The organism is Caballeronia arvi (assembly GCF_001544695.2).
Classification (GTDB): Bacteria; Pseudomonadota; Gammaproteobacteria; order Burkholderiales; family Burkholderiaceae; genus Caballeronia; species Caballeronia arvi.
The window spans coordinates 129,710-156,384 of the sequence record NZ_FCOM02000012.1; the positions used below are offsets into that span (position 1 = coordinate 129,710).

The 26,675-nt window shown below is 60.8% G+C and carries 25 protein-coding genes and 3 pseudogenes; 5 read left to right on the top strand and 23 right to left on the bottom strand.

The annotated features are described in order from the left end of the window. Positions 1 to 2: 2 nt before the first annotated feature. The 4 genes from AWB74_RS16555 to AWB74_RS16570 all read left to right on the top strand — a co-directional run bounded on the left by AWB74_RS16555 (position 3) and on the right by AWB74_RS16570 (position 3,864). On the top strand, positions 3 to 425 hold the full coding sequence (locus AWB74_RS16555) for a carboxymuconolactone decarboxylase family protein (protein WP_235024604.1): 423 nt from the start codon (positions 3 to 5) through the stop codon (positions 423 to 425). A gap of 178 nt (positions 426 to 603) precedes the next feature. After that, on the top strand, positions 604 to 1,713 hold the full coding sequence (locus tag AWB74_RS16560; protein ID WP_061147820.1) for an alcohol dehydrogenase catalytic domain-containing protein: 1,110 nt from the start codon (positions 604 to 606) through the stop codon (positions 1,711 to 1,713). An 873-nt stretch (positions 1,714 to 2,586) separates the two neighbouring features. Next, positions 2,587 to 2,862 (top strand): DUF4148 domain-containing protein, encoded by a 276-nt coding sequence (locus AWB74_RS16565; protein WP_061147821.1) that lies wholly within the window; start codon positions 2,587 to 2,589, stop codon positions 2,860 to 2,862. 231 nt (positions 2,863 to 3,093) lie between these two features. Continuing rightward, positions 3,094 to 3,864 carry a fumarylacetoacetate hydrolase family protein gene (locus tag AWB74_RS16570; RefSeq protein WP_061147822.1) on the top strand — a complete coding sequence of 257 codons (771 nt, stop codon included), beginning with the start codon at positions 3,094 to 3,096 and terminating at the stop codon, positions 3,862 to 3,864. Between the two features lie 424 nt (positions 3,865 to 4,288). Here AWB74_RS16570 and AWB74_RS16575 read toward each other — a convergent pair whose 3' ends face one another. The 10 genes from AWB74_RS16575 to AWB74_RS16620 all read right to left on the bottom strand — a co-directional run bounded on the left by AWB74_RS16575 (position 4,289) and on the right by AWB74_RS16620 (position 13,089). Beyond that, complete coding sequence (locus AWB74_RS16575; protein ID WP_061147823.1) at positions 4,289 to 5,239, bottom strand: LysR family transcriptional regulator; 951 nt, start codon at positions 5,237 to 5,239, stop codon at positions 4,289 to 4,291. 279 nt (positions 5,240 to 5,518) lie between these two features. Beyond that, positions 5,519 to 6,079 carry an NADPH-dependent FMN reductase gene (locus tag AWB74_RS16580; protein WP_061147891.1) on the bottom strand — a complete coding sequence of 187 codons (561 nt, stop codon included), beginning with the start codon at positions 6,077 to 6,079 and terminating at the stop codon, positions 5,519 to 5,521. A gap of 181 nt (positions 6,080 to 6,260) precedes the next feature. Beyond that, the gene (locus AWB74_RS45655; protein ID WP_143749252.1) at positions 6,261 to 6,731 is read right to left on the bottom strand and encodes a hypothetical protein; all 471 of its coding nucleotides are present in this window, start codon (positions 6,729 to 6,731) and stop codon (positions 6,261 to 6,263) included. Between the two features lie 481 nt (positions 6,732 to 7,212). Then, positions 7,213 to 7,680: a hypothetical protein gene (locus AWB74_RS48385; protein WP_143749255.1), complete on the bottom strand. Its 468-nt coding sequence runs from the start codon at positions 7,678 to 7,680 to the stop codon at positions 7,213 to 7,215. Between the two features lie 95 nt (positions 7,681 to 7,775). Further along, positions 7,776 to 8,024 carry a hypothetical protein gene (locus AWB74_RS48390; protein WP_061147826.1) on the bottom strand — a complete coding sequence of 83 codons (249 nt, stop codon included), beginning with the start codon at positions 8,022 to 8,024 and terminating at the stop codon, positions 7,776 to 7,778. A gap of 194 nt (positions 8,025 to 8,218) precedes the next feature. Further along, positions 8,219 to 8,626: a hypothetical protein gene (locus AWB74_RS47300; protein ID WP_061147827.1), complete on the bottom strand. Its 408-nt coding sequence runs from the start codon at positions 8,624 to 8,626 to the stop codon at positions 8,219 to 8,221. A gap of 997 nt (positions 8,627 to 9,623) precedes the next feature. Beyond that, on the bottom strand, positions 9,624 to 11,042 hold the full coding sequence (locus tag AWB74_RS16605; protein ID WP_061147828.1) for an FAD/NAD(P)-dependent oxidoreductase: 1,419 nt from the start codon (positions 11,040 to 11,042) through the stop codon (positions 9,624 to 9,626). Further along, positions 11,032 to 11,376 carry a (2Fe-2S)-binding protein gene (locus tag AWB74_RS16610; RefSeq protein WP_061147829.1) on the bottom strand — a complete coding sequence of 115 codons (345 nt, stop codon included), beginning with the start codon at positions 11,374 to 11,376 and terminating at the stop codon, positions 11,032 to 11,034. The genes AWB74_RS16605 and AWB74_RS16610 overlap by 11 nt, the downstream gene beginning before the upstream one ends. Before the next feature lie 7 nt (positions 11,377 to 11,383). Beyond that, positions 11,384 to 12,532: an NAD(P)/FAD-dependent oxidoreductase gene (locus tag AWB74_RS16615; RefSeq protein WP_061147830.1), complete on the bottom strand. Its 1,149-nt coding sequence runs from the start codon at positions 12,530 to 12,532 to the stop codon at positions 11,384 to 11,386. Positions 12,533 to 12,846: 314 nt separating this feature from the next. Further along, on the bottom strand, positions 12,847 to 13,089 hold the full coding sequence (locus AWB74_RS16620) for a hypothetical protein (protein ID WP_061147831.1): 243 nt from the start codon (positions 13,087 to 13,089) through the stop codon (positions 12,847 to 12,849). A gap of 177 nt (positions 13,090 to 13,266) precedes the next feature. On the opposite strand from AWB74_RS16620, the pseudogene AWB74_RS47310 reads away from it, so the two are divergent. After that, positions 13,267 to 13,514, top strand: a pseudogene (locus AWB74_RS47310) (methyl-accepting chemotaxis protein); the annotation flags it as partial. Between the two features lie 66 nt (positions 13,515 to 13,580). Here the strand turns inward: AWB74_RS47310 and AWB74_RS16630 are convergent. The 13 genes and pseudogenes from AWB74_RS16630 to AWB74_RS16690 form a co-directional block, all read right to left on the bottom strand. Continuing rightward, positions 13,581 to 14,795, bottom strand: coding sequence for a M20 aminoacylase family protein (locus tag AWB74_RS16630; RefSeq protein WP_235024600.1), 1,215 nt, complete (start codon positions 14,793 to 14,795; stop codon positions 13,581 to 13,583). A 63-nt stretch (positions 14,796 to 14,858) separates the two neighbouring features. Next, positions 14,859 to 15,333, bottom strand: a pseudogene (locus AWB74_RS16635) (aldehyde dehydrogenase family protein); the annotation flags it as partial. Further along, positions 15,333 to 15,464, bottom strand: a pseudogene (locus AWB74_RS47315) (FAD-dependent oxidoreductase); the annotation flags it as partial. The pseudogenes AWB74_RS16635 and AWB74_RS47315, both read right to left, overlap by 1 nt. Before the next feature lie 162 nt (positions 15,465 to 15,626). Further along, entirely contained in the window at positions 15,627 to 16,286 is a 660-nt protein-coding gene (locus AWB74_RS16645; protein WP_061147835.1) for an aspartate/glutamate racemase family protein, read from the bottom strand. A 214-nt stretch (positions 16,287 to 16,500) separates the two neighbouring features. Further along, positions 16,501 to 17,826 (bottom strand): NAD(P)/FAD-dependent oxidoreductase, encoded by a 1,326-nt coding sequence (locus AWB74_RS16650; RefSeq protein WP_061147836.1) that lies wholly within the window; start codon positions 17,824 to 17,826, stop codon positions 16,501 to 16,503. Positions 17,827 to 17,828: 2 nt separating this feature from the next. Further along, a complete protein-coding gene (locus AWB74_RS16655) occupies positions 17,829 to 18,563 on the bottom strand; it encodes a cupin domain-containing protein (RefSeq protein WP_061147837.1) in 735 nt (244 codons plus the stop codon). 236 nt (positions 18,564 to 18,799) lie between these two features. Beyond that, a complete protein-coding gene (locus tag AWB74_RS48600) occupies positions 18,800 to 19,108 on the bottom strand; it encodes a hypothetical protein (protein WP_200821982.1) in 309 nt (102 codons plus the stop codon). Then, on the bottom strand, positions 19,105 to 20,934 hold the full coding sequence (locus AWB74_RS16665) for an ABC transporter ATP-binding protein (protein WP_061147893.1): 1,830 nt from the start codon (positions 20,932 to 20,934) through the stop codon (positions 19,105 to 19,107). The genes AWB74_RS48600 and AWB74_RS16665 overlap by 4 nt, the downstream gene beginning before the upstream one ends. 11 nt (positions 20,935 to 20,945) lie before the next feature. Beyond that, positions 20,946 to 21,887, bottom strand: a complete 942-nt coding sequence (locus AWB74_RS16670) for an ABC transporter permease (RefSeq protein WP_087039047.1) — start codon at positions 21,885 to 21,887, stop codon at positions 20,946 to 20,948. Next, complete coding sequence (locus AWB74_RS16675) at positions 21,884 to 22,840, bottom strand: ABC transporter permease (protein ID WP_061147839.1); 957 nt, start codon at positions 22,838 to 22,840, stop codon at positions 21,884 to 21,886. Before AWB74_RS16675 ends, AWB74_RS16670 begins: the two co-directional genes overlap by 4 nt. A gap of 64 nt (positions 22,841 to 22,904) precedes the next feature. Further along, positions 22,905 to 24,506: an ABC transporter substrate-binding protein gene (locus tag AWB74_RS16680; protein ID WP_200821983.1), complete on the bottom strand. Its 1,602-nt coding sequence runs from the start codon at positions 24,504 to 24,506 to the stop codon at positions 22,905 to 22,907. A gap of 37 nt (positions 24,507 to 24,543) precedes the next feature. Further along, positions 24,544 to 25,818 (bottom strand): NAD(P)/FAD-dependent oxidoreductase, encoded by a 1,275-nt coding sequence (locus AWB74_RS16685; protein WP_061147841.1) that lies wholly within the window; start codon positions 25,816 to 25,818, stop codon positions 24,544 to 24,546. 32 nt (positions 25,819 to 25,850) lie between these two features. Next, entirely contained in the window at positions 25,851 to 26,519 is a 669-nt protein-coding gene (locus tag AWB74_RS16690; protein WP_061147842.1) for a haloacid dehalogenase type II, read from the bottom strand. Positions 26,520 to 26,675 lie beyond the last annotated feature (156 nt).

Consider the following 26,675-nt stretch of genomic DNA (forward strand, 5'->3'; position numbering starts at 1 on the left):
CGATGGCGAATGCACCTCGCATTCTCGACCAGTTTCTCTCTTACGCAAACGCCATTCGCGCATCGTCCATCAGCCCGAAACTGCGTGAGATGGCGATTCTCACGGTCGGACACTGCACGAACTCAGAATACGAAATCGCTCACCACCAATCGCACGGCCTGAAGGCAGGCCTGTCGGAAGAGCAACTGAAGGAAATTCCCGATTTCGAGAATTCGCCGCTCTTCAATAGGCAAGAGCGCGCGGTCATGGCCTTCGCAAAAGAGTCGACCCTCCAGGTCAATGTGAGCGATGCCGCCTTTGCCCGCGTTGCCGAATTCCTCGATGAACAACAACTCGTTGAGCTGACGCTGAACGTCGCCTGGTACAACTCGGGCGTGCGCATCATGGGCGGCCTGAAAATCGAATTGGAGGACAGCTATCGGTGACAAAACCTATACGCTGAACTAGGAGGAGACGTCGGAAAATGCGCCTGAAGTGGGCCGTGCCTCGACGTTTAACAGTCGAACGACAGAACTGCGTCGACGGTCCGACTCTTGAAGACCTAGATGCCAAGAGCCTGGCCGTGACCGTCCGAAAAGATTTATTTTTATAGCAGAGGATAGTATGGAACGAATGATGACGGCGGCGAGGTTGCACGCCCTGCACACCCCGATGACCCTGGACCAGATTCCTGTACCCAAGCCGCGCGCAACTGACGTTCTTGTTCGTGTGAAGGCCTGTGGCATCGTCCCCAACATGGGCAACGTTATCAATAACTGGCCGACCTGGTTCCCCCATCAGCCGCTGCCGAAGTTCCCCGCCGTGTTTGGCCTCGACCCGACGGGCATCGTCGAGGAGATCGGCGAAGCGGTGCTTAACGTCAAACCGGGCGACCGTGTGTACGTCAGCCCGCTGCGCTCGTGCGGGTCGTGCAAGGCTTGCCGTGGCGGCCGCCGCAGCGAGTGCAGCTACTACACGCTGAACGGCTACTTCAGCACCAGCCGCGATGGCCAGCGCATTTTCGACCTCTACCCGTATGGTGGCTTCAGCGAGTACATGACAGCCCCCGAATACGCGCTCGTCAACTTGCCTGACAACATGCCGTTTGAGCAGGCGGCCCGCTTCGGCTATCTCGGCACATCGTACGGCGCCTTGAAGAATGCGAACGCTGGCCCCGGGCAAGTCGGACTTATCGACGGCATTACGGGTACGCTGGGCGTTGCGTCAACCGTCTTGGGCCTTGCCATGGGTCTCTCGCGCATTCTCGGCACCGGGCGCGATGAAGATCTGCTCAAACGAGTAAAAGCGCTTGCTCCGGACCGCATTGAAGTTATGAAGCTTGGCGATGGTTCCACTGGCGAATGGGCGAAGACGATGACCGGTGGCGAAGGTGCCGACTTTGTTATCAGTGCGCTTGGCGCCAGGGCGCCGGCAGCAACGATGCTCGACACGATGAAGGGCGTGCGCCGCGGCGGCCGAGTGGTGAACGTGGGGGGCGTTGCTGAAGACCTGCCCATCGACGTGAAATGGTTGATGGACGAGCAGATTCACATCATCGGTTCGAACTGGTTTACGACCGCCCAAGGACAAGAAATGGCCGACATGGTGAAGACCGGGACGCTGAACCTTTCTTACCTGGAGCATCGTCGGTTCCCGCTCGACAGCGTCAATGAAGCGATCTCCGGCCTGAAGGACCGTGACGGTGGCTTCAGCAACTACATCGTAACTCCTTGATGATCCGTCTTGCGTCAATCTAGACACGGCGCAAACTGACAAGGCCAGCGAAGACGCTGGCCTTTTTTTCATACCGATAAACAGTTATCTCCGAACTTCGCTCGAAGATGGAACAAACCGAGCAACCTGACGAGAAGTTTTAAGGCTTTTTGGCTTGGCCCCGTGGTTGCCGAAAAGGATGCGAACATGATGTGCTGGGTGGGTGCGAATAGATTTATGCACGCGTCGAAGCGAGCATGAACTTGTTTTCGGCTCCTACCGTTGCGGATGCACATCTTAGCCGCCGAGAATTTTGCGTGGCCGCCGCGATGTCGCCGCTGCCGAAACCTCATCGTTCCACCCGCGTGGAGTTGCGGAAGCAAACCCGCCGAACCCACTGCGAGTGACAACGTCCACGGCGCATAGGCTCAAGGCTTAGCGAATTACAGTCCGCCGGCTTCTTCGTATCGACGCGATTCACCATTGACAACACGTCGATGGTTGCTCCTCTAACGTGCGTTTGGCGAAAGCCAGCGCGTCGAAGGTCGCTCCTTTCGCCTGAGCACCTACGCATCGCGTTGCACCCATGTCGCCCTTCGGAACCGAAGAGTGGCACATAAGGCATTTTCGCCGCCCCTTACGGTTCTAATAATCCGAAGCACCGCACATCTTCGTCGTGCGGAATTAACGTTTCAGCAAGGGTTTGCCGCAAAAATCTTTCTCCCGATCGAGGCGGTGGTATGACTTTCGAGTCGCGCGACGGCACCCACCATTGCTCGCGCGCTAACAATGTTTTGCTTTCTAAGTACTTTCCCTTAAAGACAACGTTGATAAAATTACATCGAAGGCTGCTGAAACGAACGGGCGGCTACAAATCACTGAAGGATCATCATCATGAAAGCTCAAGTCAAAGCAGTTGTTGCCACCGTCGTGCTGTCGTTGCCAATCTTCGCGTTCGCTCAATCGTCTCCGACCCGCGCGCAAGTGAAATCGGAACTTGCTCAACTCGAAAAGGCCGGGTACAACCCGATGGGCAGCGACCTGCAATATCCCAGCAACCTCGTGGCTGCAGAGAATCAACTTGCGACGAATGGCGGCAACGGTTCTGCGCAACCGCACACGGGCTACGGCGGCACCGTCAACACCGTCACCCAATCCGGCTCCAACTAATGCGGTCAACGAGCGGCTCCGGTTTCGGCCGCCGCTCGTTTCTGAACCCGCCCACTCGTCACCTAGTCCGTCCACGAGCGTCGCCCGCGACCCCATCGTTCGAACAAACGTTCGCACGATACTCCCTTCATATAGTTCCTTAACTCGATCCAATCCGGCGAACGCATTGACACCACGCGACAAATTGCGCTAACGTTAGCATTAGCGACACATCACATCAGGAGACGGTAAGTGAAAATTCTGCGATACAGCAGTAACGGTGAAGCGCATTACGGCATCGCCCGCGATGGGGGCAAGTTTGAACGTCTTGCAGGGTCACCGCTGGAAAATCTCGAGCCTTCCGGCCATTTCGATGACGAAACGTCAGTCGTGGTGCTCGCCCCTTTCCACCGTCCTCGCGTATTCGGATTGGGCTACAACTACCGCGCACACTCTAAGGAGGTCGGCAAACCGAGTCCAACACTGCCCGTGCTGTTCATGAAGCCCAGCACGACCGTCATCGGCCCGGAGGAACCGATTGTCTATCCGGCCGACGGTGAAAACGTCCACTTCGAAGGCGAACTGGTCGTGATCATCGGAAAGGAAGCTCGCAACGTATCAGAGGCGGATGCTTTGGAATACGTGCTCGGTTACACGTGCGGTAACGACGTGAGCGACCGCGTACTCCAGCGCCGCGAAAGCGAATTCGGTTGTCTGCTCGTTGGCAAAGGTTACGATACGTTCGCTCCGATTGGACCCGTCGTGGAAACAGAGTTGGACCCGGCGAACCTACGCCTGGTCACGCGCGTGAATGGCGAGGTTCGACAAGACGGCAATACGTCCGCCCTGGTGTACGATGTTCCAGCCTTAATCGCGTATCTCAGTAAGTACATGACCTTGCTCCCGGGAGACCACATCATGACCGGAACTCCTGCGGGGGTTGGCCCCATTAAGCCGGGCGACGTAATCGAAGTGGAAATCGAAGGCATTGGCGTGCTGCGCAACCACGTCGTCGCCGCGTAACGCGTCGCCTTCGAGTCTCAAGCCCCGACGCCCTCTATGAAGCACCTCTAGGTGACGTCGGGCGATACTACGACGTTTCGAGCACTTTCTCCATGATGGAGAGCTAAATGGACCGCGAGCAACAGTGTTTCACGGTAGCCCTTCTCGCTGCGTCACTACCCGTCTGCGTGTTTTCGAATCAAGAATTGCCGTCAGCAGACTATCAAGTCATTGCGCCTGACCGACAGGACGAGAGGTCGCTGGTCTCCGAAATAGAAATCGTCGCACGTCAGAACAAGTCGTTTCTTGCTCGACTCCCAAAATTGAGATGGACCTGGTAGTCCGACGATAGTCGCACCGTTCTCTGACTATTTCGCATCTGGAAATCTGGCCGTCTCTCCGCGAAGAGCCATCCACGGCTTACGCCGTCTACGCGAGACTGGGCTTACAGCGTATCATGCACCGTCTGAATCCTTTCCAGTTCTTCTACGTATTGCGCGAGCGTCTCCGGAATATCGGCCCGAAGTCGGTCCACCCACGCACGGACCTTCGTCTCAAGGAAACGTCGGGACTGGTAGAGAACATAGACATTGACGGGTTGCGGAACATAGTCCGCGAGGACTCTCACGAGTCGACCGCTTTTCAACTCCGGGAGCGCAGTGGAGATTGGCAACAGTCCAATTCCGAGGCCATCAGCAACTGCCGGCACCAAAGCTTCAGGCATGTTCACAGAAAAGCCCAAATTATCGATATCAACCGAGTAAATGCTGTCGGGCCCTTGAAACACCCACTGCTCCATTGGGAACACCGGATTTGCTAACTGCACACACATGTGGTTGGCAAGCTCTTTAGGAGTATTAACCATTCCATGCTTGCGGACGTAGTCAGGCGAGGCGCATACAACTCCGCCTAAGCTGCCAAGCTTTACACTTACGAAGCTAGAATCTGGCAGCTCGGGCGCAAAGACGACAGAACAGTCGTAGCGCTCCTCAATCATCTCTGCCAGCGAGCTTGATAAGGTGAGGTCCAGTTGAACCTCCGGGTTTTCGGACTTGTATCTAAGGACCGAAGGAAGGAGCAGATTCTGTCCGAAGCTAGAAAGCGCATGGACTCTCAATCGTCCCGTCAGCAAGGTCGAGGAAGCTGCAGCCTCGGCTTCCGCCTCCTCGATAGACGAAAGAATCTGCCGGCACTGGAGGAAATACTTCTCGCCGGCTTCCGTCAATGCGACGCTGCGCGTCGTTCTGTTTAAGAGACGAACACCTAGGTGAGCCTCAAGCTGTGCGACGGACCGGGACACGACAGATGTCGTGGAATCAAGGCTGCGTGCCGCTGCCGCGTAGCCGCCGGACGTCGCGACCGTCGCGAAGATCCGCATGCAATGAAGAAGGTTCATCGATTGATACCTTGAACGAACTAGCAAGAAGCCACGGATGTGCGGCGCCCTCTGGAAGCACATACCTTCGCGATAGCAATAGGCCTTGGTTCAGACGACAACGTTGGAAGAATTGCAATTCATTTGTTGAGAGATGGTGCCATGCTTAGATTATCAGGCCGACCTGTTTCGCCGGAGCGCTCGTTAGATGGAGCATTTCCGCACTGGAGGGCCCATCTCCTTGACGCTGCGATCCACTTCGCGACTGCCGACTCTACCGGACGCGCGCCGTTGATTATCTTACGAAAGACGTGAAACCCACTCCTCAAACTGTTGGAGGAACGTACGCAGGAGGTCCGCCGCATTCCCTTCCTTCAACTTGCCCGTCTCGTCGAACAAACCAGCAACACCGCTGAGATACACCTCGGGCGTCGGCATCACTGCGACGTTTAGACAAGCAAGGGACTGGCGAAGATGCTGATTTGCGCCGAATCCACCAAGGGCGCCAGGAGAGGTAGAAACCACGGCCGCGGGCATATTGGCCAGGGCCCCTGCACGGAAAGGTCGCGAAAGCACATCGACAGCATTCTTTAAGACGGCAGGCACTGACCGGTTGTACTCGGGCGTTACGAACAGCACTCCGTCGCTTGCGGCAATTTTAGAGCGGACTGTCGTCCATGCGCGAGGCACGGGGTTTTCTCGCTCCAAGTCTTCGTTGTAGAACGGAAGATCTCGAATCTCGACAATCTCCAACGACAGGTTACTCGGCGCATGCGCAATAAGAGCGTGCGCGAGTCTTCGGTTGAGGGATTCCTTTCGCAGACTGCCTACTACGACTGCAACCTCGTAACGCTTTGACATCATTCGCCTCTTACAGAGCAACAAGTGTGAGATTTGAATCCCATACTTCGCGATTTCGATCTAACTCCGAAAACTCGCCGAAGAACGGAAAGAATTGTTGTGGGTGCTACTATGGGCCGACCAAGTTTTGCGCGCCTTCTCCACTGTCCTCGACTGCGGTGCGCTAAATCACGCACGCGCTCTAAGATCCCGCGACGCTCGCGGGATGTTCCGCGTTTCTGACCGCAACTCGGTCGAGCGTCCTGACGAACTCTATCTCACAGTCTAGAAGCGTTCCCTTGGCAATCGCATCCAGTTGAACGTCATACAGTTGCGCAACTTCTTCGACCAGTTGGGGGCTGTCGAGAAGCCACTCGCCGGTCGCATCGGCGTATTGAGCTGTGTGCTCCAAGACGCGCTCCGCATCTCTGAATAGTTCATCGTTAGCCAAGCCCAAACCTTTCTGCCACATGAAAAATGACAAATAGACCATTCGTGCCAACTCGGACAGTTGATGTTTATTCCCTTTTCCATCTCGACACACCGCTAATGCCAAATGGGCGACTAACGAACGTTGTCTCGCCTCTGCGCGAGGCAGGGGAAGCAACAAAGCATCACCGGAAGCAGCACGGGCGCAGTTGTGGTTAGGTTTCGTCTTGCTCGCAAGCATCATAGTCCGGACACATGCGTCCGCGCTCTAATCAAAGATCTGATTACCAACACCATGAGCCGTCAGCGAATGATGGCAGGAAGCGAGAACGTGATGTTACGACGCGATTGATTCCCTAGGTAAGCAGTTGATACAAGTGATGTTTCCGGCATTTTCATTGACTTGTGGAGTGACCGCCGAGAATCCTCTCGAACCGGCCCCTGCGTATAGCCCACACTATCAAAGGAAGTAGAATCGAGCGGAACATGTCGCTGTCGCCGGGCTGACGGGTGCAAGAATAGTACCGAGCCCTTGAACGTATAACAATAGTCGCGATTGCTAACGGACTATCGCTCTTTTTCGAACAATTTCGGTGCCTTAGCGCCTCAATTGATGTCCAAATACGTCGCATACGCTTACGACTTGGCGCTGCCGAACTCGCACGGCGGACGCGTCTTTTACGTCTCGGATACGGTCGACAGGAAAGAAAGCGCCGAAGGTCCTGTCACATTCCTGTTCTACGGCGGCCCGGCACGGGCAGCCTGTTTCTGCTCATGGACTCGATCGGGCCGAAGCGCGTCAGAACGGCAAGCCGGCGCTCACTCCACGAGCCTCCTATGTCCTGGCGGACAAGCCAGACACGCTGCTCGACCGTTCCGACCTCGTCTTCATCGATGCCGAGGAAACGGGCTTGTCCCGGGCGGTAGGCCGCGCCACTAGCAAGGACGTTTGCGGTGTCGACAAGGATCTGGACGCATTCGACCGTTTCATTGAGCGCTATCTGACCGTTACCGGGCGCTTGTATTCTTCGAAGTACCTCTTGGGCGAATCGTACGGCACCGCGCGTGCTGCAATGCTTGCGGATCGGCCCCATCAGGACAACAACGCGCTGAACGGCGCCATCTGATGTCGTCCGTAACGGCGAAGCCTGTATTGCCGAAGATTGGACGGGTGCGATACGAAATTCATTCATTGAACCTTCGCAGTTACTCGCTCGCTTCCGGTCGCGACGCTCCTGGGCGTCCCTGCAGAACCGAAGCCGGAATGCCGGCTTCACGAACAACCAGACTAATCTGATGAATCACCAAAAAAATGACTATGATGGAAACCGGTGCCGCGATCGGCCGCCATCACACCTGCAACGAGGTGACCATGCTCAGCCCTCACGAACTCGCCGCCCTTCTGCTGCTCCGGGACTTGCCCGAGCAGTTTGGACTGGATCAGGCGGAGCTCGATGCTCTCCTGGAACATCAACTCGTCGCAGTGGAAAAACGTCCGACCGGCCAGGAGCGATTTCATCTCACGCGTGACGGCCATTCTGTTATTCAAGCGGTCACACGTCAGAGCTGAACGCGCTTGCCTGCCTCCGAAGATGTTCGACGTGCCGGATGGTCGGAGAAAGACAATGGACGAATTGTGGGTGGCGACCGTGGCGGGTTCGTGCGTGCTGGTAATCGCAACGATGTTTGTCGCGGGCCATTATCGGCGCGAGCGGCGCCGCCGTGAGTTGCTCAGGCAACTTGAACACGACACGCCGGCTGCGCTGGGCTAAGCAGCTTGGAACAGCGCGTGGCTCGCGCTCCTCTGCGGCCGCCTGCCTTCAGGCGCTGCGCTACGCGATCGCGAATCTCCGCCGCCGGCCTGCCGACGACGCTTGCGTAGGTGCTCGCCGAAAAGCGCGGTAGCGCGATGGCCGGCGCGATAAGGCCGAAGCCGCCGGGCAGCGCTACCAGCAGTACGTCGAACAGGCTCGCCTGTTCGACGCGTGATTTGCCGCCGCACAGACAGTCCAGCACCGACGCGCTGAAACCGCGTACGGCGCCAAGGGGACGCGGCCGGGCTGGTGGGTCGACATAGGTCGCGCACCAAACGGCCAGCAGGCGCGGCAACACAGCGACGATGTTCAGACCCGTCGCCACCTCGCCATCCTGCCCAATTCCCGACAACACGTCGGCCCACGCTGGCCGCGACCGCCGCTATAAGAAAGACCTCGGGCCGGACCTGGCGCCGGGCCCTTTGCGCGGCGAGCAGGTCATCGTCGGGCGTCGCGTGGTCAGCAAGCCGCGCCGTCAGCGCGCGATCCAGTGCGCGCATCTGGCCCGCGTCCGGCATCCGGCCCGTGAGCACGTGCAGGATCGCGGCAACGAAGTCGACGGAGTCGATCAGCTGCAGCAGATCGACTCCGCGTACGGCAAGCCGGTCAGGCGAAATCGAAACCGCATCAATCTTGCTCTCGTCGCGTGCGGCGCGAGGCCGGGCGGCGTCCGGCGCCGGTGGGTCGTGATCTGTTCGCATCGGCGATGCCTTCTTACTGATGCGCCGGCTTGGCGATCAGCACCTCGAAGCCGATCGCGAGCATCCCCAACCCCTTCGATACAATTCTCGGGCCATGGCCCGAATGCTCGGTCGCTCGCCTTCCTCTCTGCATTCAACTCGCATGCCCGCTGAGAGCCGTTACCCACTTCATTTTCAAAAGAGCCTCAAAAGAGCCAGAAATCATCAATTGAAATTTGCAACGTAATTCAAACGGACACTCAACTCTCGTTAAAGCTTAGCTACCGAATGAAAAAAACCGGCGAGGCCTCTCCCCGGTGTAAAGGCCTGTCTCACCGAGGATGTTGACAGGACCTGAGAGATCACAACGGTGCAGTCTTAGTACCGCACCAAGACACGATTACCAGTCGAATCTTCGTCGATTGAGCACGGCTTCGGCGGTAAATCGTTCCCAGAGATCGAGGCTGTTGCTCGCCATCCCACAACGCGACAACGCGTTTGGAGCGGCAACGCGGGCTTCAGCCGCGTGAAAGCCACATTAATCGGACTGAGAGGCTTGCGATCCAAAATTGCCAGCGTCGTGCCAGCGACGAACGGCAATCTGATATGGCATGAAGATGCACTGAAGCGCTGGTCTTGATTTCAGTCACCGGCCATCTCTCCGAGCGTGACCGGCTTGATCGGGGGGCGGATGCGGTAATAGCCGACTGTCTCTGGTGCGATGTTGCGCGCGCGCGCGATGATTTCAGTCACCGTGAGCCCGCACATGCGCCCCTGGCACGGCCCCATCCCGCAACGTCCGAAGGATTTAGCCTGATTCGGCCCTAGGCAACCGAGCGAAACGAAGCTGCGCACGTCGCCCGCGGTTACTTCTTCGCAGCGGCAAACTATGGTGTCGTCGGCGGGGATACGGTTCGTGTCGCGCGGGCGGTACAGGCTGTCGAGAAAAGGGCGGATGCGCATCACGTCCGCGAGTCTGCGGCGGTGCAATGAGGCTTCGCGGTCGCGCGTCGACAGGTCGATCGCGCCGAGCTGCTCAGCCACCGCGAGCCCAGCCAGTGCGCCTTCGCGGGCCGCCGCCTGCGCGCCAATAATGCCACCGCCGTCACCCGCGATGAAGATGCCGGGCACGTCGAGTTCGCCCCAGCGATCGGTGACCGGTGCGAAGCACAGTTGCGCCGCGTCCCAATGATGCTGCGCGCGCAACGAAAGGGTGAACTGCATGTTCGGCACGACTCCCTGGTGCAGCAAGAACACGCTTGCGTCAATTCGATGCGCGCGCCCATGGGTCGTGAAGCTGAGCGCGGTGGCGCGCTCGACGCCGTCTTCATCGGTCTTCGCATCAATGCATAGATCGTCGGCGGCTTCGTGGATCGGCACGCCTGCTTCGCGCAGCGTGCGTATCAGTTGCAGGCCCTTGCTGAGCAACGGCCACGCGCGCAGAGCGGACAGCACGTGACGCTTCGCGCGCCAGCGGTCTTCGTGGCGCGTCGTCTCGACGAGCGCGCGGATCGGCACTCCTGCCCGCACATATTGCCAGGCAAGCAAATAGAGCAGCGGCCCGCAGCCGACCAGCACGGGCGGCTCCGCCGGCACTTCGCCCGCGCTCTTCAAGAGGATCTGTGCGGCGCCCGCCGTGAATACGCCCGGTAATGTCCAGCCCGGAATCGGGAACGGGCGTTCCAACGCGCCCGTTGCGAGAATTACGCGCTGTGCCTGAAAGCTGCCGACTTTGCCGTCCTTCAGATAATGTACGCCGCGCTCCCGGGTCACTTGCCACACCGATGCGTTCGCAACGTGACGCGCGCCCGAGCGCATGAACGCGTCGGCAATCGCTGCCCCTGCCGCGTAATCGGGGCCGAGAATGTGCTTGCGGCCGGCGTCAGCATGGCCAATCGCGCGGTAAATCTGACCGCCGACGGCGTCCTGCTCATCAAGCAGCACGACCGAAAGCCCCGCGTTCGCCGCGCGCGCGGCGGCCGTGAGCCCAGCCGGGCCCGCGCCGACGACAACGACATCGACGGGTTCGTAGGGGAGTTCAGCAATGTGTTCAGCGGTCATAAACCTGCTCCGGCGATTGGGCGACGACAGGCGGCAGATTACGCGCGCCATCCTGAGAGCGGACACGCATGCCGTCGCGTACCGCCACCATGCAGCTCTGGCGGCTCGGCACGCCGTCGATTTCCACGAGGCAGTCAAAGCAGGCGCCCATCATGCAATACGGCGCGCGCGGCGAAGCGGAGACAGGCGTCGCACGAAACCGCGAGACACCTGCTGTTAGCAGCGCGGCGGCCACCGAGCGGCCGCCGGGCACGCGCGTCGGCTGATCGTTGAACCAGACGCGGACGGGCGCATCGGCGCCGGGCAAGGTCTTGAATAAGGGTGTGGAAGTCATGACGTGATCAATGAGCTGGGACCGGAAGGGCGTCGGCGGCGGCAAGACCGAAGCGGTCGCCGGAGAATGCGAGCAGTTCGTCCGGTATGGGTGCGCCGGCGATCCACGGTGCGATGCGCGTCGCGTGCGCCGCGGCCAACGTCACGCCGCTATGACAAGTCACGACGAACGCGCCGGGATAGTGCGCTGACTCGTCATAGATCGGAAACCCATCCGGGCTGTAGACGCGCAGCGCGGCCCACGTTCGCACCAGCCGCACGTCCTTCAGGAACGGGAACGTGCGCACACCGCGACGCGCGATGTCAGCGAGCACGCGGGTTGTCGTGAAGTCGTCGAAGCCTACTTCTTCCTTTGAATCACCGAACTGCACGGTGCCTTCATCGGTTTGCCGCACGTTCAGCGTTGGGTAATGTAGAAACGGCGCGACGCGCTCGCTGACGAGCACCTGTCCGCGAATCGGCGCAACCGGAGCGTTTAGTCCGACCTGTGGCGCGAGCGCGCGGTTGCCGAGTCCCGCTGCGAGCACGACCTTACCCGCGCGCCAGGTGCCGCGCGTACCATGCACCGTAAAGCCGCCACGGTCTGGCGCGATGCGCGACACGTCCTCGCCGCTCACGAGCCTAACGCCGCGCCTCTGCATGCCGGCATGCAGCGCGTGCAGTAGCTTCAACGGATTCACATGGCCGTCCATCGGCGTATAGCTCGCACCAACCACCGCAGGCCCGACCGCAGGCAGGCGCTCGCGCACTTCGCGTGCGTCGAGCAACTGATAAGGATAGTCGCCGTCCAGTTCGCGCTGCAGCATCGAAAGGCGCTTCTCGCGTGCTGCCAGCTCATCCTCGGAAAAGCAGAAGTAGAACCCGCCAGGCTGACGAAGGGCGACGTCGATGCCGGTTTCTTCGGCGAGCGCTGTCGCAAGCATCGGCCAGCGGGCCGCGGAATTGCGCGACCAGCGCGCATACGGCGTTAGGTCGTAGCCCTTTCCCTGGATCCACACGAGCCCGAAGTTGCCGCGCGATGCACGGAATCCGCCGTCGTCCTGGTCGAGCACGGTCACGTTCGCGCCTTCGCGCGCAAGCCCGTAAGCGACGGCAGAGCCGACCAGTCCCCCGCCGACTACCAGCACGTCGGGGCTGACGGTAGCTGGGTGTTTCATCGGACATCTCCCATCAGAGTGTGGTTCAACCGGAGCATCCAGTCGAGCAGATCATCAGCAACACCGTGCCGACGACTAGCGCCGCGGATACAACAGCGGCGAGCGGATCGATCGCCTATGCGAATCTTTCCAAGGCCTAGTGATCAATACCGCATCAGGACTGGGAATGGAACGGACGCATCACGTCTATCGTTCGGATAGCTAACTGACACTTTGTCATCAGATGAGCATTCCGTCACACGCGGCGGCCTTATTCGAATTGAAACTGTTCATTTGCGCCGACTTGCTAGTACATCGCTAACAACATGATAAATCTATTGATGAAGCACTTTCGCGGGAAAGAAGACGAAATTCAGCAGTTCGGATGCGTTGTCGGTCGAAAGACAAGTGGTTTTGCATTGGCTTTTTTTGCCGGGGTTCTTAACGCGGTCGAACAGGTCGCGCGACTCGTCTGTGTCCGTCGCGTTCGAGGGATGACGGGAGCGGACGCAACGGAGATCGTCCATATTCTCGCGCAGTACGGTGCGGCGACTGACGCCTTGAGCCGTGCCGAACACGGGTACTTATCGACCGCATATCCAGACGGTGGTCAATCCGACGCGAACGACGGTTTTCATCCTACACCTCGGCGTACAGCTCAGCGAGGCTCACCCTACTCGGTCGAAGCCTCTTTTCACATGCCCTTCGGGTCGGACGACTTTGTGTAATTGATCGCCATCGCTGGAGGAAAAGGAGCCAGCATGGAAGAGTTGACGTCCACGGTGAAGCAAAATGCCGAGAGCGCGCAGCAAGCGCGCTCACTTTCCGCCGACGCATCCGACGTAGCGGAAAAAGGGCAAAGTGGCCGGCCGGGTCGTCGACACAATCGGCGAAATCAGCTAGTGATATAACGGGGAAAATCGAAGGGTTTGCCTTCCAGACCAACATCCTTGCACTGGACGCGGCGGCCGAAGCCGCGCGTGCAGGTAAGCAAGGACGTGGAGGAGACCGCTTTCAATGATCACTTGCGGATCGTAGAGTCCCTTTGGGGCAAGTGGCAGAGCGAGCGTTATTGGGCGTTAACGCGCAGGCTGGCGAGTCTGGAAGTAGTGCTGTGCCAAGCGATCCAGTACTGGACGCCGGCCGGAATGATGCTGTCGTTGAAGTCGTACTTCGGGTTGTGCAGACCCGGTGCGGTCGCGCCGACGTCGGCATTCCCGATCAGCACATACGTGCCGGGACGCTTTTCGAGCATGAAGCCGAAATCTTCCGACGTCATGTTGGCTGGCACGTGGGGGTGCGTACGTTCGTCGCCGAACGTCTTGCGAATGACCGCTTCGCAGAGTTCGGTCTGGGCCCGTGTGTTGATGGTCGCGGGATAGGATTGGAAGAAGATGACCTCGACCTGAGCGCCGTGAGCGGCAGCAAGCCCTTCGCACATCAGTTGGGGGTCGCGTTGCAATTGTCGCTGCAACACGGACGACAGCGTGCGGATCGTTCCACGCAACTCGGCGCTGTTCGGGATGACATTGTCAGTGTCGCCCGCGCGGATCATGCACACGGAGATCACGGCGGGATCGATGGGATCTTTGTGACGCGCCGCGATGGTCTGACAGTGCAGAACCATCGAACAGGCCAGCGGGATAGGATCGACGCCCAGATGCGGCTGCGCGGCGTGCGCGCCCTTGCCAATGATCGTAATCCTGAAGCGTGAGCCTGCGGCCATGATCGGGCCGGTGCGCAAGCCGAAATGTCCGCCTGGCAACCCAGGCCAGTTGTGCATACCGAACACTGCCTCGGTGGGATATTGCTCGAATAGCCCATCGTCGATCATCTTTTGCGCGCCCGCGCCGCCTTCTTCACCCGGCTGAAAGACGAAATGAACGCTGCCCGGTAACTGCGGCATTTCCTTCAGGATGCGCGCGGCACCCAGCAACATCACCGTGTGTCCGTCATGCCCGCACGCATGCATGATTCCGTGCGTGCCGGACGCGTGTGTGAAATCGTTGGCTTCGTGGATAGGCAACGCATCCATGTCCGCACGGAGCACAATGCCCCAATCGGGATCCGCGCCGGCCAGACTCGCGACGACGCCCGTTCCGCCCAGTCCGCGCGTCACCTCATAGCCGAGTTCTTCAAGCTCACGCGCAACGACGCTCGCGGTCCTGTGTTCTTCAAAGCGCAACTCGGGATGGGCGTGAAGGTCGCGTCGCAACTTCGCCCAATGCGGCTGATGCGCGGTCAACCATGTTTCGGAAATATCGGCGGGATCCAATCTCAGCACCCTTCAAAAGCGAACAGCTACAGGTTGTCGACATCACTCTGGCGTGACGTCTCGCGCGAGCGTTCAATTGCAGTACCCGAGGATCGACTTCACCTCCATGTACACTTCCATTTCTTCGATGCCGTACTCGCATCCATTTTCGGATTGCTCGTATCCGCCAAACGGAGCCTGCGGGTCCCACGCCGGGTAGTTCAGATGCAGCTGTCCCGACCATACGCGCGGCGACTGCCCGCATTTGTGCCTTGTCCCTGCCCTGAACGTGCGCGCCGAGCCCATATACGGTGTCATTTGCGATGGTGATCGCTTCTTCGACAGTGTCATAGCCAATAATAGTGAGCACGGGTCCAACGATCTCCTGCTGGGCAATCGACATGTCGGTGCGCACATTCGAGAAGATCGCCGGGCGTGCATAGAAGCCTTGGCTCAATCCGGCCGGCCTCCCTATGCCGCCCACGATTAGCTTCGTGCCATTGTCGACACCCACCTCGATCATCTGCTGCACCCTGTTGAACTGTGCGCGATTTGCTAGCGGTCCGTGACCAGCTCGGCGAGGGCCTCGCCGACGCCCGGCCAAACCTGAAAGCCCGTGCCACTGAAGCCGAATGAATAGAAGAGACCGTCCATATTCGAACTCGGTCCGATCACCGGCTCACCATTGGGCAGATGGCTTCGACGCCGCTTCACGTGCGAAACACGTTCATTGCCGGTGCAGTCCAATGCGCCCGAGAACTTCAATTACCTCATCTGAAGCCTCAACCCATTGAAAGCGCGAGGCAAGGTTCGAAACGGATGCAAATCGACTGCTTCAAAGGAACCCCCGTTGCCTCGTGCCTAAATCCCGTTACCTAGCGCGCGTTTCAGAGCAGCGACACCGCTGCGCGGGCTAGAGAGCACCGGAACGCGCACGCCCTCCAACTGCGGCACGAGCCGTGCCATCGAAACCTGCGCCAGCACGACCACGTCGACCTGCTCTGCTAAGGTCGAGATCGTGCTCTTAAGGATTTCGTCGTGTCGCGCGCTGTCCCCGCTGAGGAGAGCCTCGAAGGCGCCCTCGGCAATCCGCTCGGTCACTTCAACCGTACGACCGAGGTCGCCGGCCTTTTTTTTAACCAGCCGAACGGTGGGCTCGAGCGTACTCGACACAGTCGCGAGCACCCCAATGCGACGACCAATGGAGCTCGCCTCTTCTGCCATCGCTTCATCGATTTTCACGATCGGGGTGCTCACGAAGTTGCGCACCGAGTCAACGGCTTCACCCACCGACGAACAGGCGTTCAGGATGATATCGACGCGCATCGCTTGCGCATTGGCCATGTACGAATGAATCCGACTTGCAACTTCCGGAGTCAGATGGCCGGCTGCGCGAACGTCATTGAGCAGGCTGTCGTCGACGATGTTGATAACACGCGCCTCAGGGATTTGCTCGCTGATTTGCTCCTTGATCGGCTGGACCGTGACCGGTCCAGTATGAACCACGGCAATTGCAGTCATATTGATTCGACTCGTAATATGTGAAGTCATGCATACGATGTGAGGTGCTGGATGCGCGACCTGCGCCCTTGGCAATGCATTCCTCGCAACCGCGGGCGAGCAGCATACCCTTTCAGTTCGCTGCTGTGATCATTCGTAATTGTCTCCCAGGTAGGACTCGCGGATTGACTGGTTGGGCTGGGGGTTCGACTTTCCAACGTGCTGGGGGTGCGGCCTAGAAATCAGCGACCTTGCCCCATGCTGAGTCGCCGAATCGGCTGGGTCGATACGGTATGGGGTCAACAATCGGCTCGGCACCGGTGGCAAGGTCCGCAATTAAGTGCCCTGCTCCGGGGCCGATGCCGAAACCGTGTCCGGAAAAGCCTGCTGCCAGAATCAATCCCGGCATGCCCGGCACTTCGCCAATACCGGGAACGCCGTCCGGCGTGCTGTCGACGAAGCCGGCCCACGCGTGCGTGATCTTTGCCTGGCCAAGTTCGGGCAGCAGTTCGACGGCGCGGCGGTGGGTCTCCTTGATCGTCGGCAGATCGGGCTTCGGATCTAGAATGCGCACCCGCTCCATGGGTGTCGGCGCATCAAGCCGCCACCGCTTCAGCGCTTCGTGGCCACCACGAAGTCCCTCCAGGCCTCCCGGAAGAAGGCTGCGCCAGCGCTTGGCAAACATGGGCACGAATTGTGGGGCGAATCGCATGAACTGTGGCGTCAGGTCTACGCGCGCGCGGCCGCTAATGGCCAGTGCGTAGCGTCCGTCGTTGCGGCGCGTAATGGACACGCCGGAGGTGAACAGAGCATCCGGCAAGCGAGATTCGACAGGGGACACACTGAGAATGGATTGGCGGATTGAGGCTTGGGGAAAGCGGATCCCGAGCTGGCGGCAGAACGAGGAAGCCCAGGCGCCACCAGCGAGCACGGCCGTTCTGGTCTTGATGACCCCGACTTCCGTGACGACACCGCTGACCCGCCCGCCCTCCAGCTCGATGCCGCGGGCCGCGCAGTGCTGGTGGACGCTGCCACCGAGCTTCATGAGCGCAGCTGCCACGGCTGGCGCGGCCTTGCCAGGGTCGGCGGTGCCATCGCTGGGCGAGAAGACGCCGCCTTTCCAGGCGCGGCCGGTCGCCAGACCCCGCTGGGCGGCTTGCCGGCTATCGAGCATGTAGGTTGCCACTCCGGCGGTCTTCGCAAAGTCGCCCCAACTGGACCAACGAGACAGCTCGGCCTCGTCATTACTGAGATACAACAGCCCGCAGCGATGAAAGCCTGTGTCTTCACCGGTTTCGACGGTAAATCGTTCCCAGAGATCAAGGCTTTTGCTCGCCATCGGCAATTCGCGAGCGTCACGGTTCTGCTGCCGGCACCAGCCCCAATTGCGGCTCGACTGCTCGGCACCGATCCTCCCCTTCTCGACCAGGGCGACTGAAACCCCGCGGCGGGCGAGATAGTATGCGGCGAAGACGCCGATGATGCCGCCCCCGATCACGACCACGTCAGCCGCGGCCGGCAACGTGGGCGAAGTTTGAATGTGATTCAGCGGAGGGGACATGTTCAATCGCGCTCGGTTGAAGCCCGGACGCTTTGAACAACGTAGAACTTCGCCACCCGCTCGCTGCTTTCCCACCCGATCGGTGCACCCTGGGGCACGAAAAGCGCGTCGCCGGCGCCTAGCGACAGCACGCTGCCATCAGGCGCCGCGAACCGCACGACGCCGGCCAGGAGATGCATGAACTCGTTCATGCGATGCGGGCGGACAACCCGGTGGTAGGGCGTCGAATCCCACGTGCCCGCGAGATACTCCGCACCGTCGTCGGTGAAGACGTTGTCGCTACGGCATTGCGGGACCGGGCCCAGCAACACCTCCGCTGGTAGTGAAGCGGAGGGCTTGAAGTCAGCGTCGGCGCGCAGGGGGATGAGCCCGCGCTTCGTCGGTTTCTCGCAAGCGGCCGCGCAAAACACGAAACGCACGCGAGATTCGGCCAGGACGCGAAGCGCTGTGCCGCTCCCGATGACAGCACCCGCTCGCGGACCGAGCACTAAAGGGGCTTCTCCGGCCGTTTCCAGCGTGAGTTCTCCTTCCACCACGACGATGGTTTCAATGTGGGGAAAGCTCGCGACGTGGAGCTCGCCAATGAAGCTGGCCCGACCCGCGACCATCGAGTCCGCTCCTTCCCACGCGATTTCGCGCTGTCGCGCAAAGGGGTCGTCCTTGCCGAACGCCGCCCTGCGGAACGAGGTTAAAAGGGGCGCGCCGTCGGCGCGGTGCAGCACGAAGGCTACGGTCATTTTTACGCTCCTGCGCATTGCGCGATTACTTCACTAAAAACCTAGCAGGGAGTACTGGAGGCACCGAATCTCGGGGCCTGGAAGCCGAGGATGGCTTTGATTTCCAGATGCTCCTCGATACCTTCTATTCCGTATTCGCGGCCATTTCCTGACCGCTTGCATCGATGCGGCTTTTAGACGCATTGGAATCTCGATGCAGCGACGCCGCAGGCCCCGCTTCCGTCCCATAGAGCGTTTCAAAGAGCGCGAAGCCCCTTCCCCGGCTGCGGTCGATAAATCTGCCCGCCGTCGCGCCGTCCTTCATCAAAAGCGGTCGGCCAATCACGATCACGTTCACGTTCGTACCCAGCAACCTTGGCACACGCCATCAAATAGAATGCGGCACGCCGGCCGTCACCAAATTCCCGATCATGCAGGGCGTCTTGCGCGGTCGGAGTGCGGCACATCAGTGTGTCGCCTTCAGATGCCCGCACGGTCGCCTCATCGAAGGTGGTGGTGAAGCTCTGGCGCCCCGTTTCCGCAACGCGTACGAAGCGAGCACTCATACGTCCATTGTTTCGACTGTCTGGATTCGGTTGAGCTCCACGATCGAGTGATGGCACAGAATCTCGGCACCGGAGGGCAGTTTTCTGAGCGGTGGCCGCGTCATGTTGCATTTGCCGTCGATGCGCACCGGACAGCGCGCGCGAAAACTGCATAGTTCATCCGCCCCGCTGCTCGTGCCCATCGCCGGCAGCATGGCACCCGCGATTTCGCGGCGCGCATCGAGCCAGCCGGGCCGAAGCGCAGGCACCGAATCGACCAGCAGACCCGTGTACGGGTGATAAGGGGGGGCGGCGAGCACGTCGCGCTGGCCCGCTTCGACGCGCTGCCCTGCATACAGGACGATTACTTCGTCGCATATCGCGCGCACCGTCGAGATGTCGTGGCTGATGAACATGTACGACACGCCCAGCTCTCGGCGCAATTCCGCAAGCAATTCGAGGATCGCCGCGCCGACGACCGTATCGAGCGCCGACGTCACTTCGTCGCAGAGAATCAACGCGGGATCGGCGGCGAGCGCGCGCGCGAGGTTCACGCGCTGCTTCTGCCCGCCCGACAGGCCGCCCGGCTGGCGCTTCGCAATCGAAGCGGGCAGTCTGACCAGATCGAGCAGTTCGAGCATGCGCTTTTGCGCCGCGGCGCCTCGCAGGCCATGATAGAAGCACATCGGACGCGCAAGGATGTCCGCGATCGTGCGGCTCGGATTCAGCGCGGTATCGGCGTTCTGAAACACGATCTGCACACGTCGATATTGATCCAGCGTGCGTTCTGACAGCTTCGCGGGCAGCGGCTTGCCGTCGAGCAGCACCTCGCCGCGCGCCCGGTCGACGAGGCCCGCCACGACGCGCGCCAGCGTCGTCTTCCCCGAGCCCGATTCACCGATCACGCCGAGTGTGCTGCCGCGCGGAATGGTGAGGCTCACGTCGTCGAGCACGCGCACAGCTGGCACGCCGTTGCTATCGACACGTCCATAGCCCGCACTGAGTCCACGGATTTCGAGGAGCGGCGGCACCGCTTCCTGCTTCACCGGCGCGAGCTCCGGCTCCGGACGGCGCGCCGCAGCGAGCAATTGTTGCGTGTAGGCATCAACGGGGGCGTCGAGCACCTGCGCCGTCGCGCCGTTCTCGCGCACGGTGCCGCCATTCAACACGACGATGCGATCCGCCATCTGCGCGACCACCGCGAGATCGTGCGACACGTACACCGCGGTCGTGCCCAGTTCGCGAATCACCTTCTTGAACGCGGCGAGCACTTCGATCTGCGTGGTCACATCGAGCGCGGTGGTCGGTTCGTCGAACACGACCACCGCTGGATCGGTGATTAGCGCCATCGCCGCCATCAGTCGCTGCAACTGCCCGCCTGACACCTGGTGCGGGTAGCGCGCGCCAATCGTCTCCGGCGTGGGCAGTGCAAGCGCGCGAAACAGCGCGATCGCCTTCTCGCGCGCGGCGGTAGGCGTCATCAGCTTGTGCAGCAGCGCAGGCTCGGTGACCTGATCCATGATCGTGCGCGACGGATTGAAACCCGCCGACGCGCTCTGCGCGACATACGCCACCGTGCGCGCCCGCAGCGCGCGCCGTCCGCGCGCGTCGAGCGAGAGCACTTCGACGTCGCCGATTCGCACCGAGCCGCCGGAGATTGAACAACCCGTGCGGGCATGGCCGAGCAGCGACAGCGCGATGGTCGTTTTGCCCGACCCGGACTCGCCGATCAGCGCCAGCACTTCGCCCCTCTTCACCGTGAAATCGACGCCCTTCACGATCTCGACGAACGCATCCGGCGCCGCACCCGCGACCACGCGCAGGCCCTTCACTTCGATCATGTTCATTGCGTCGCTCCTCATCTGCGTGCACCGTGGCGCCGCAGGCTGTCGATCAAGAGGTTCACGCCGACGGTTAACGTCGCGATCGCGACGGATGGCATCAGCACGGCGGGCGCGCCTTCCGCAAGGCCCCCAATGTTTTCTCGCACAAGCGAGCCCCAGTCAGCGTCCGGCGGCTGCACGCCGAGGCCGAGAAAGCTGAGGCCGCTCAGCAGTAAGACGATGAACACGAAGCGCAGGCCGAAGTCCGCGAGCATCGGATGGATCATGTTGGGCAGCACCTCGACACGCGCGATGTAGAAGAGCCCTTCGCCCCGTGCCCGCGCGACCTGCACGTATTCGAGCGTCATCAGGTTGACCGCGAGCGAACGCGAGATGCGAAACGCGCCCGGGATATAGGCGAGCACGGCGACCATGATGAGCATGGGGATCGACGATCCGAACGCGGCGACTATGACGAGCGCGAACACCTTGCTCGGAATCGAGATCAGCGCGTCGAACAGGCGACTCAGGATTTCGTCCGCCCAGCGGCCCGACACGGCCGCGAGCAAGCCGAAGAACGTGCCAATGCAGCTCGCGAGCACGGCAGCCGCGAGCGCGAGGCCCACCGTGTAGCGTGTGCCGTAGAGCACGCGGCTCAGCATATCGCGGCCAAGGTAGTCGGTACCGAGAAGATGCGCCGCACTGAACGAGCCGAATATCTCCGTCGACGTGAGTGCGCCACCCTTGTAAGGCGCGACGAGCGGCCCGATGAACGCGACGACAAGCCAGAACACGACGATTACGAGCCCGATCAGCCCGAGCACTGAGAAGCGACCGGCGAGGCGCCGCAGGGGTCCGCGCTTGGCGCCGGCGCTTGCTTCGGGCGGCGGTTCGTGCAAGGTAGTCAAGGATTCCCCTCCAATTTTGGGCACGGCGTACGGCGTGGTCGTGGCGCGGGATTTGGCGGCTCGGTTCATCGTTGACGCAGCCTCGGGTTGGATACGATTTGACACAGGTCGGCGATCAGCACGAGTGCCAGATACGCCACGCAGAACACCATCACACAGCCCTGCACGAGCGGCATGTCGCGATTGGTGACGGCGTCAACCATCAGGCTCGCAAGTCCCGGATAGTTGAAAATCGATTCGACGATCACAACGCCGCCGAACAAGTACGACAATGAAAGCGCAACCGCATTGGCGATCGGGCCGATCGTGTTGGGCAGCACGTGGCGCAGCACGACGCGCACCGGCGAGGCGCCCTTCAGGATCGCCATCTCCACATACGACGCGTTGAGCTGATCCAGCACCGCAGCACGCGTCATCCGGGCCATCTGCGCGACGATCACGCAGCAGAGCGTCATCACGGGCATCGCGTAGATGCGCAGAAGGCCACTCAACGACGACACCTCCGACAAGTACGACAGCGCGGGCAGCCAGCGCAGCTTTACGGCGAAAATGAGCACGGCGATCGTCGCGATCAGGAACTCGGGCACGGCGACGGTCGAGAGCGTGAGCACGTTCAGCGCGCGATCGAGCAGCGAGCCCCGGAACATTGCCGACGAAATGCCAATCGCGAGTGCGATCGGCACGGACACGAGCGCGGTCAGCCCGGCGAGCACGAGCGAGTTCGGCAGGCGCGTGGCGATCAGTTCGCTCACCGGCAAATTGTTCGACAGTGATGTGCCGAAGTTGCCGCTCACGGTATGCATGAGCCACTGGAAATACCGCTGCAGCGCGGGCTGGTCGAGGCCAAACTGGTGGCGCAAGGCAGCGACCTGTTCGGGCGTCGCCGCTTGGCCGAGCGCCTGTTGCGCGGCGTCGCCAGGTAACAGGCCGGTGATCGCAAACACGATGGCCGACACCAACAGCAGCGTAAGCAACGCCAGGCCGAGGCGCGCGGCAATGAGTCGTTGCGCGTGGGCTTTCATCAGTAATTGTCTCCTGGTTGGCCGCGCGCGCTCGATGTCGCCGCGCGCGACGGGTGGCTTAGCTTCAACCTTCGAGCCAGACGTTTTCTGCAAATGTGAAGCCCATCAGGCCCGCGAGCGGAATCGAGCCGAGGCCCTTGAGCTTTGTGGTATGAGCGTCGAGCGAGCTGTTGAACTGGGGAATGCCAACGCCACCGGTTTCATGCACCAGCACCTGCATGTCGCCGTAGATCTTCTTGCGCTTCGCGTCGTCCGGCTCGCCACGCGCGGCGACCAACAACTGATCAAACTTCGCACTCTTCCAGTTCGCCTCATTCCACGGCGCGTCCGATTTGAAGAACTGCGTGAAGATCACGTCGGCGCTTGGGCGCGCGTTGATATTGCCGAATCCCAGCGGATGCTTCATCCAGTGGTTCGACCAGTAGCCGTCGGCCGGCACCCGACTCACCTGCAGATTGAGTCCCGCCTGCGGCGCGACCTGCTGGAGCAGTATCGCCATCTCGACCGACCCATCGGCCGCTGGCGACGCGTAGAGCTGCAGCGGCGTGCTGCCAAGCTTCGCCTTCTGGAAGTGGAACTTGGCCTTGTCAGGATCAAACGTGCGCTGCGGCAGGCCGGCGAGGTAGTACTTGTTGGTTGGATCGATCGGCTGGTCGTTGCCGATCGATCCGTAGCCGCGGAAAACAGCGCGGCGAATTTGCTCACGATCTAGCAGGTACGTCATGCCACGCCGGAAATCACTATTGCCGGTAATGCCGCCCTCGTCGCGCATGATCAGGTCAGTGTATGCGCCTGTCTTCGTTTCGAGCACGGTGAAGCCGGCGACGCCCTTGATGCGGCCAGCCGAGTTCGGAGTCACCGCATTGATCAATTGCACATCGCCCGACAGCAGCGCGTTCACCCGCGCCGGTTCGTCGGCAATGCCAATCAGTTCGATCTCGTCCAGATGGGGCATCCCTGGCTTCCAGTACTTCTCGTTCCTCACGCCAACCGTACGGACGCCCGGCGAGAACTCCTTGACCTTGAACGGCCCTGTGCCGACGGCCGTCTTGAACTCCTTCGTGCCGTCCTTGATGATGAGAAAGTGCGACGTCGCGAGAATCACGGGCAGATCGGCGTTTGCGCCTTCGAGCGTGATCGTCACTTCATTCGGACCGGTCGCCTTCACGTCCTTGATCTGGTCGGCGAGCGTCTTCGCCTTCGAGGCGATCGCCGGGTCCTTGTGGCGCATGATCGAATAGACGACGTCGGCGGGCGCGAGCGCCTTGCCGTCGTGAAACTGCACGCCCTTTCTCAGTTTCACCACCCACACGGTCGCATCCTTCGTCTCCACCGATTCGGCGAGCGCCATCTTCGCGCCAAGGTTTGAGTCGAGTTCAGTCAGACCGTTGTAGAACAGGTTACCGCGAACGTAGTCGGTGGCGAGTGCGCCCTTTGCGGGATCAAGCGTGTCGGCGGCGGATGCGGATTGCGTCGCGACGCGGATCTTGCCGCCCTGCTTCGGCGTCTGCTGCGCGAATGCTGCGCCACTCGCGGCGAGCAGGCCCGCACCCGTCATCGACAGCATGCCGCCGACGGCCATCGCGCGCAAGACGTTGCGCCGGGAGATGCCCGTGCTGGTGAGTTCGTCAAGTTGGGTGCCGACGTGGTTTGTGACGTCAGACATTTTTATGTTGTCCATCTGTCTCCTCCGAGTGTGGCTATTAGTAGAAGATATCTTTGATCCGGTAGTACGTACCCACGAGCGGCAGGAACCAGGGCTTGCCGGTGTGGCCCGGAATGGCGGGCCAACCGAACTCGCGCCAGGGATTGGCTGACGCGTTGCCGCTGATCACCTCGGCCATCACCTGGCCCATGTGCGTCGACATCTGCGTGCCGTGGCCGCTATAGCCCATCGAAAAATAGAGGCCATCGTGCTGGCCGGCGCGCGGCAGCCGGTCGGCCGTGATGTCGACCAGACCGCCCCAACAGTAGTCAATGCGTGCATCGGCGAGGGTTGGAAACAGCTGCACCATGTTCTGCTGCAAGATGCGCCCGCTCTTCGCGTCCGACGGCTGCTCCGACGCGGTAAACCGTGCGCGCCCCCCGAATAGCAGACGCGAGTCCGGCGTCACGCGAAAGTAGTTGTGCATCAGGCGGCTCGTCACATACGAACGACGGTTTGGCAAGAGACGCGTGAGACGGTCGGCGGGTAACGGCTCAGTCACGACGATGAACGAACCGACCGGCGCCATGCGCCGTCGATACCAGCCGAACGGCCCGTGACGCGACGGTCCGGTCGCGATCAGCACCTGCTGTGCACGCACCTCGCCGCGCGCTGACACGATGCGATACGCGCTGCGTTCTTTTTCGATCGACGTCACGGCCGCGTTCTCGAAGAGCCGCGCGCCGTTCCTTGCCGCCGCGTTCGCGAGCCCCACCGCAAACTTGCCCATATGCATCTGGCCGCCGTGCTTGTGCAGCAGGCCGCCGAAAAAACTGTCCGACTCGACTTCGCTGCGAATCCGCTCGCGGCCGATCACTTCAACATCGGGATCGACTTCGCGCCGGATCAGCTCGGCGGTCTTTTCCAAATGTTCGAGGTGATGCGGCTTCGAAGCGAGTTTCAGCTTGCCCGAAGCAAGATAGTCGCAATCGATCGTTTCCTGCCGGATCAGACGCTCGACGGTCTCGACGGCCGCTGCATACGCCTGATAGCAGCCGCGCGCACGCTCCGCGCCAAGTTGGGCGTGGAGCGCCACATAGTCTTGCGCAACGCCCGTGTTGCACTGCCCGCCGTTGCGTCCGGAGGCGCCGCCGCCAAGCCGCCCCGCATCGAGCACGGCGACTGCGGCGCCGCGCCTGCCCAATGCGAGCGCCGCCGATAAGCCGGTGAAGCCGCCGCCGATCACGGCGACGTCAACATAACCGTCGACTGGACCCTCGCTCCCGGCCGTGCAGGCGGGAGCGGTGTCGAGCCAGTAGGAATCGAGCTTCATCCGGTGTCCTCGGGCGATGGCGATAATGTGAATTACAGGCCGAGCAGCGTCGCGACGCCGCCGATATCGTCGACTTCGTAATACTCGTAGTAAGGCGTCGACGGCTCATGGCCGCGCTTGACGAACGCCTTGTGCTTGATGCCCATGTCGTGCGCAGTCATCAGGTCGTAGCGCAGGCTCGATGACACATGCAATACGTCCTCCGGGTTGCAGTTCAGCTGGTCGAACATGTACTCGAAACCCTGCATGCGCGGCTTGTACGACTGCGCCTGCTGGGCGGTGAAGACCTTATGGAACGGCGCGCCGAGCTTGTCGACGTTGCTCTGGATTTGGTCATTCGACGCGTTCGACAGAATCACCAGCTTGTACTTTTTTGCGAGGCGCGACAAGCCTTCGGGCACGTCCGGATGCGGACCCCAGGTGGGCACAGCGGTGTAGAACTTCTCAGCTTCCGCCTCATTGAACTCGACGCCCATGCGCTGGCAGGCGCGGCGTACCGAATTGACGACCACGTCGCGATACGGCTTCCAGGCACCGAGCACTTCGTCACGACGATAGCCCGAGAAGAACGCAACGAACTTCTCAAGCTCCTCACCTTGCAGGCAGTCGCCGTATATTTCGCGTGCCATGTCGGCCATGCGGAATTTCGTGAGCGTGCCGTAGCAGTCGAATGTGATGTACTTCGGCTCGAAATCGATCATGGTGATAGTCCTATCATTGTTGCGAACTCGTGGAGTTCAGTGGCGAAACAGGAAGCTCATTCCTGTGGAAGATTTAAACAGCGCAAAAAGCGAAGGTGGCGTCGATTAACTCAGGTCAAGAACAAAAATCGCCGCGTTTTGAACGGCCTTCACAGC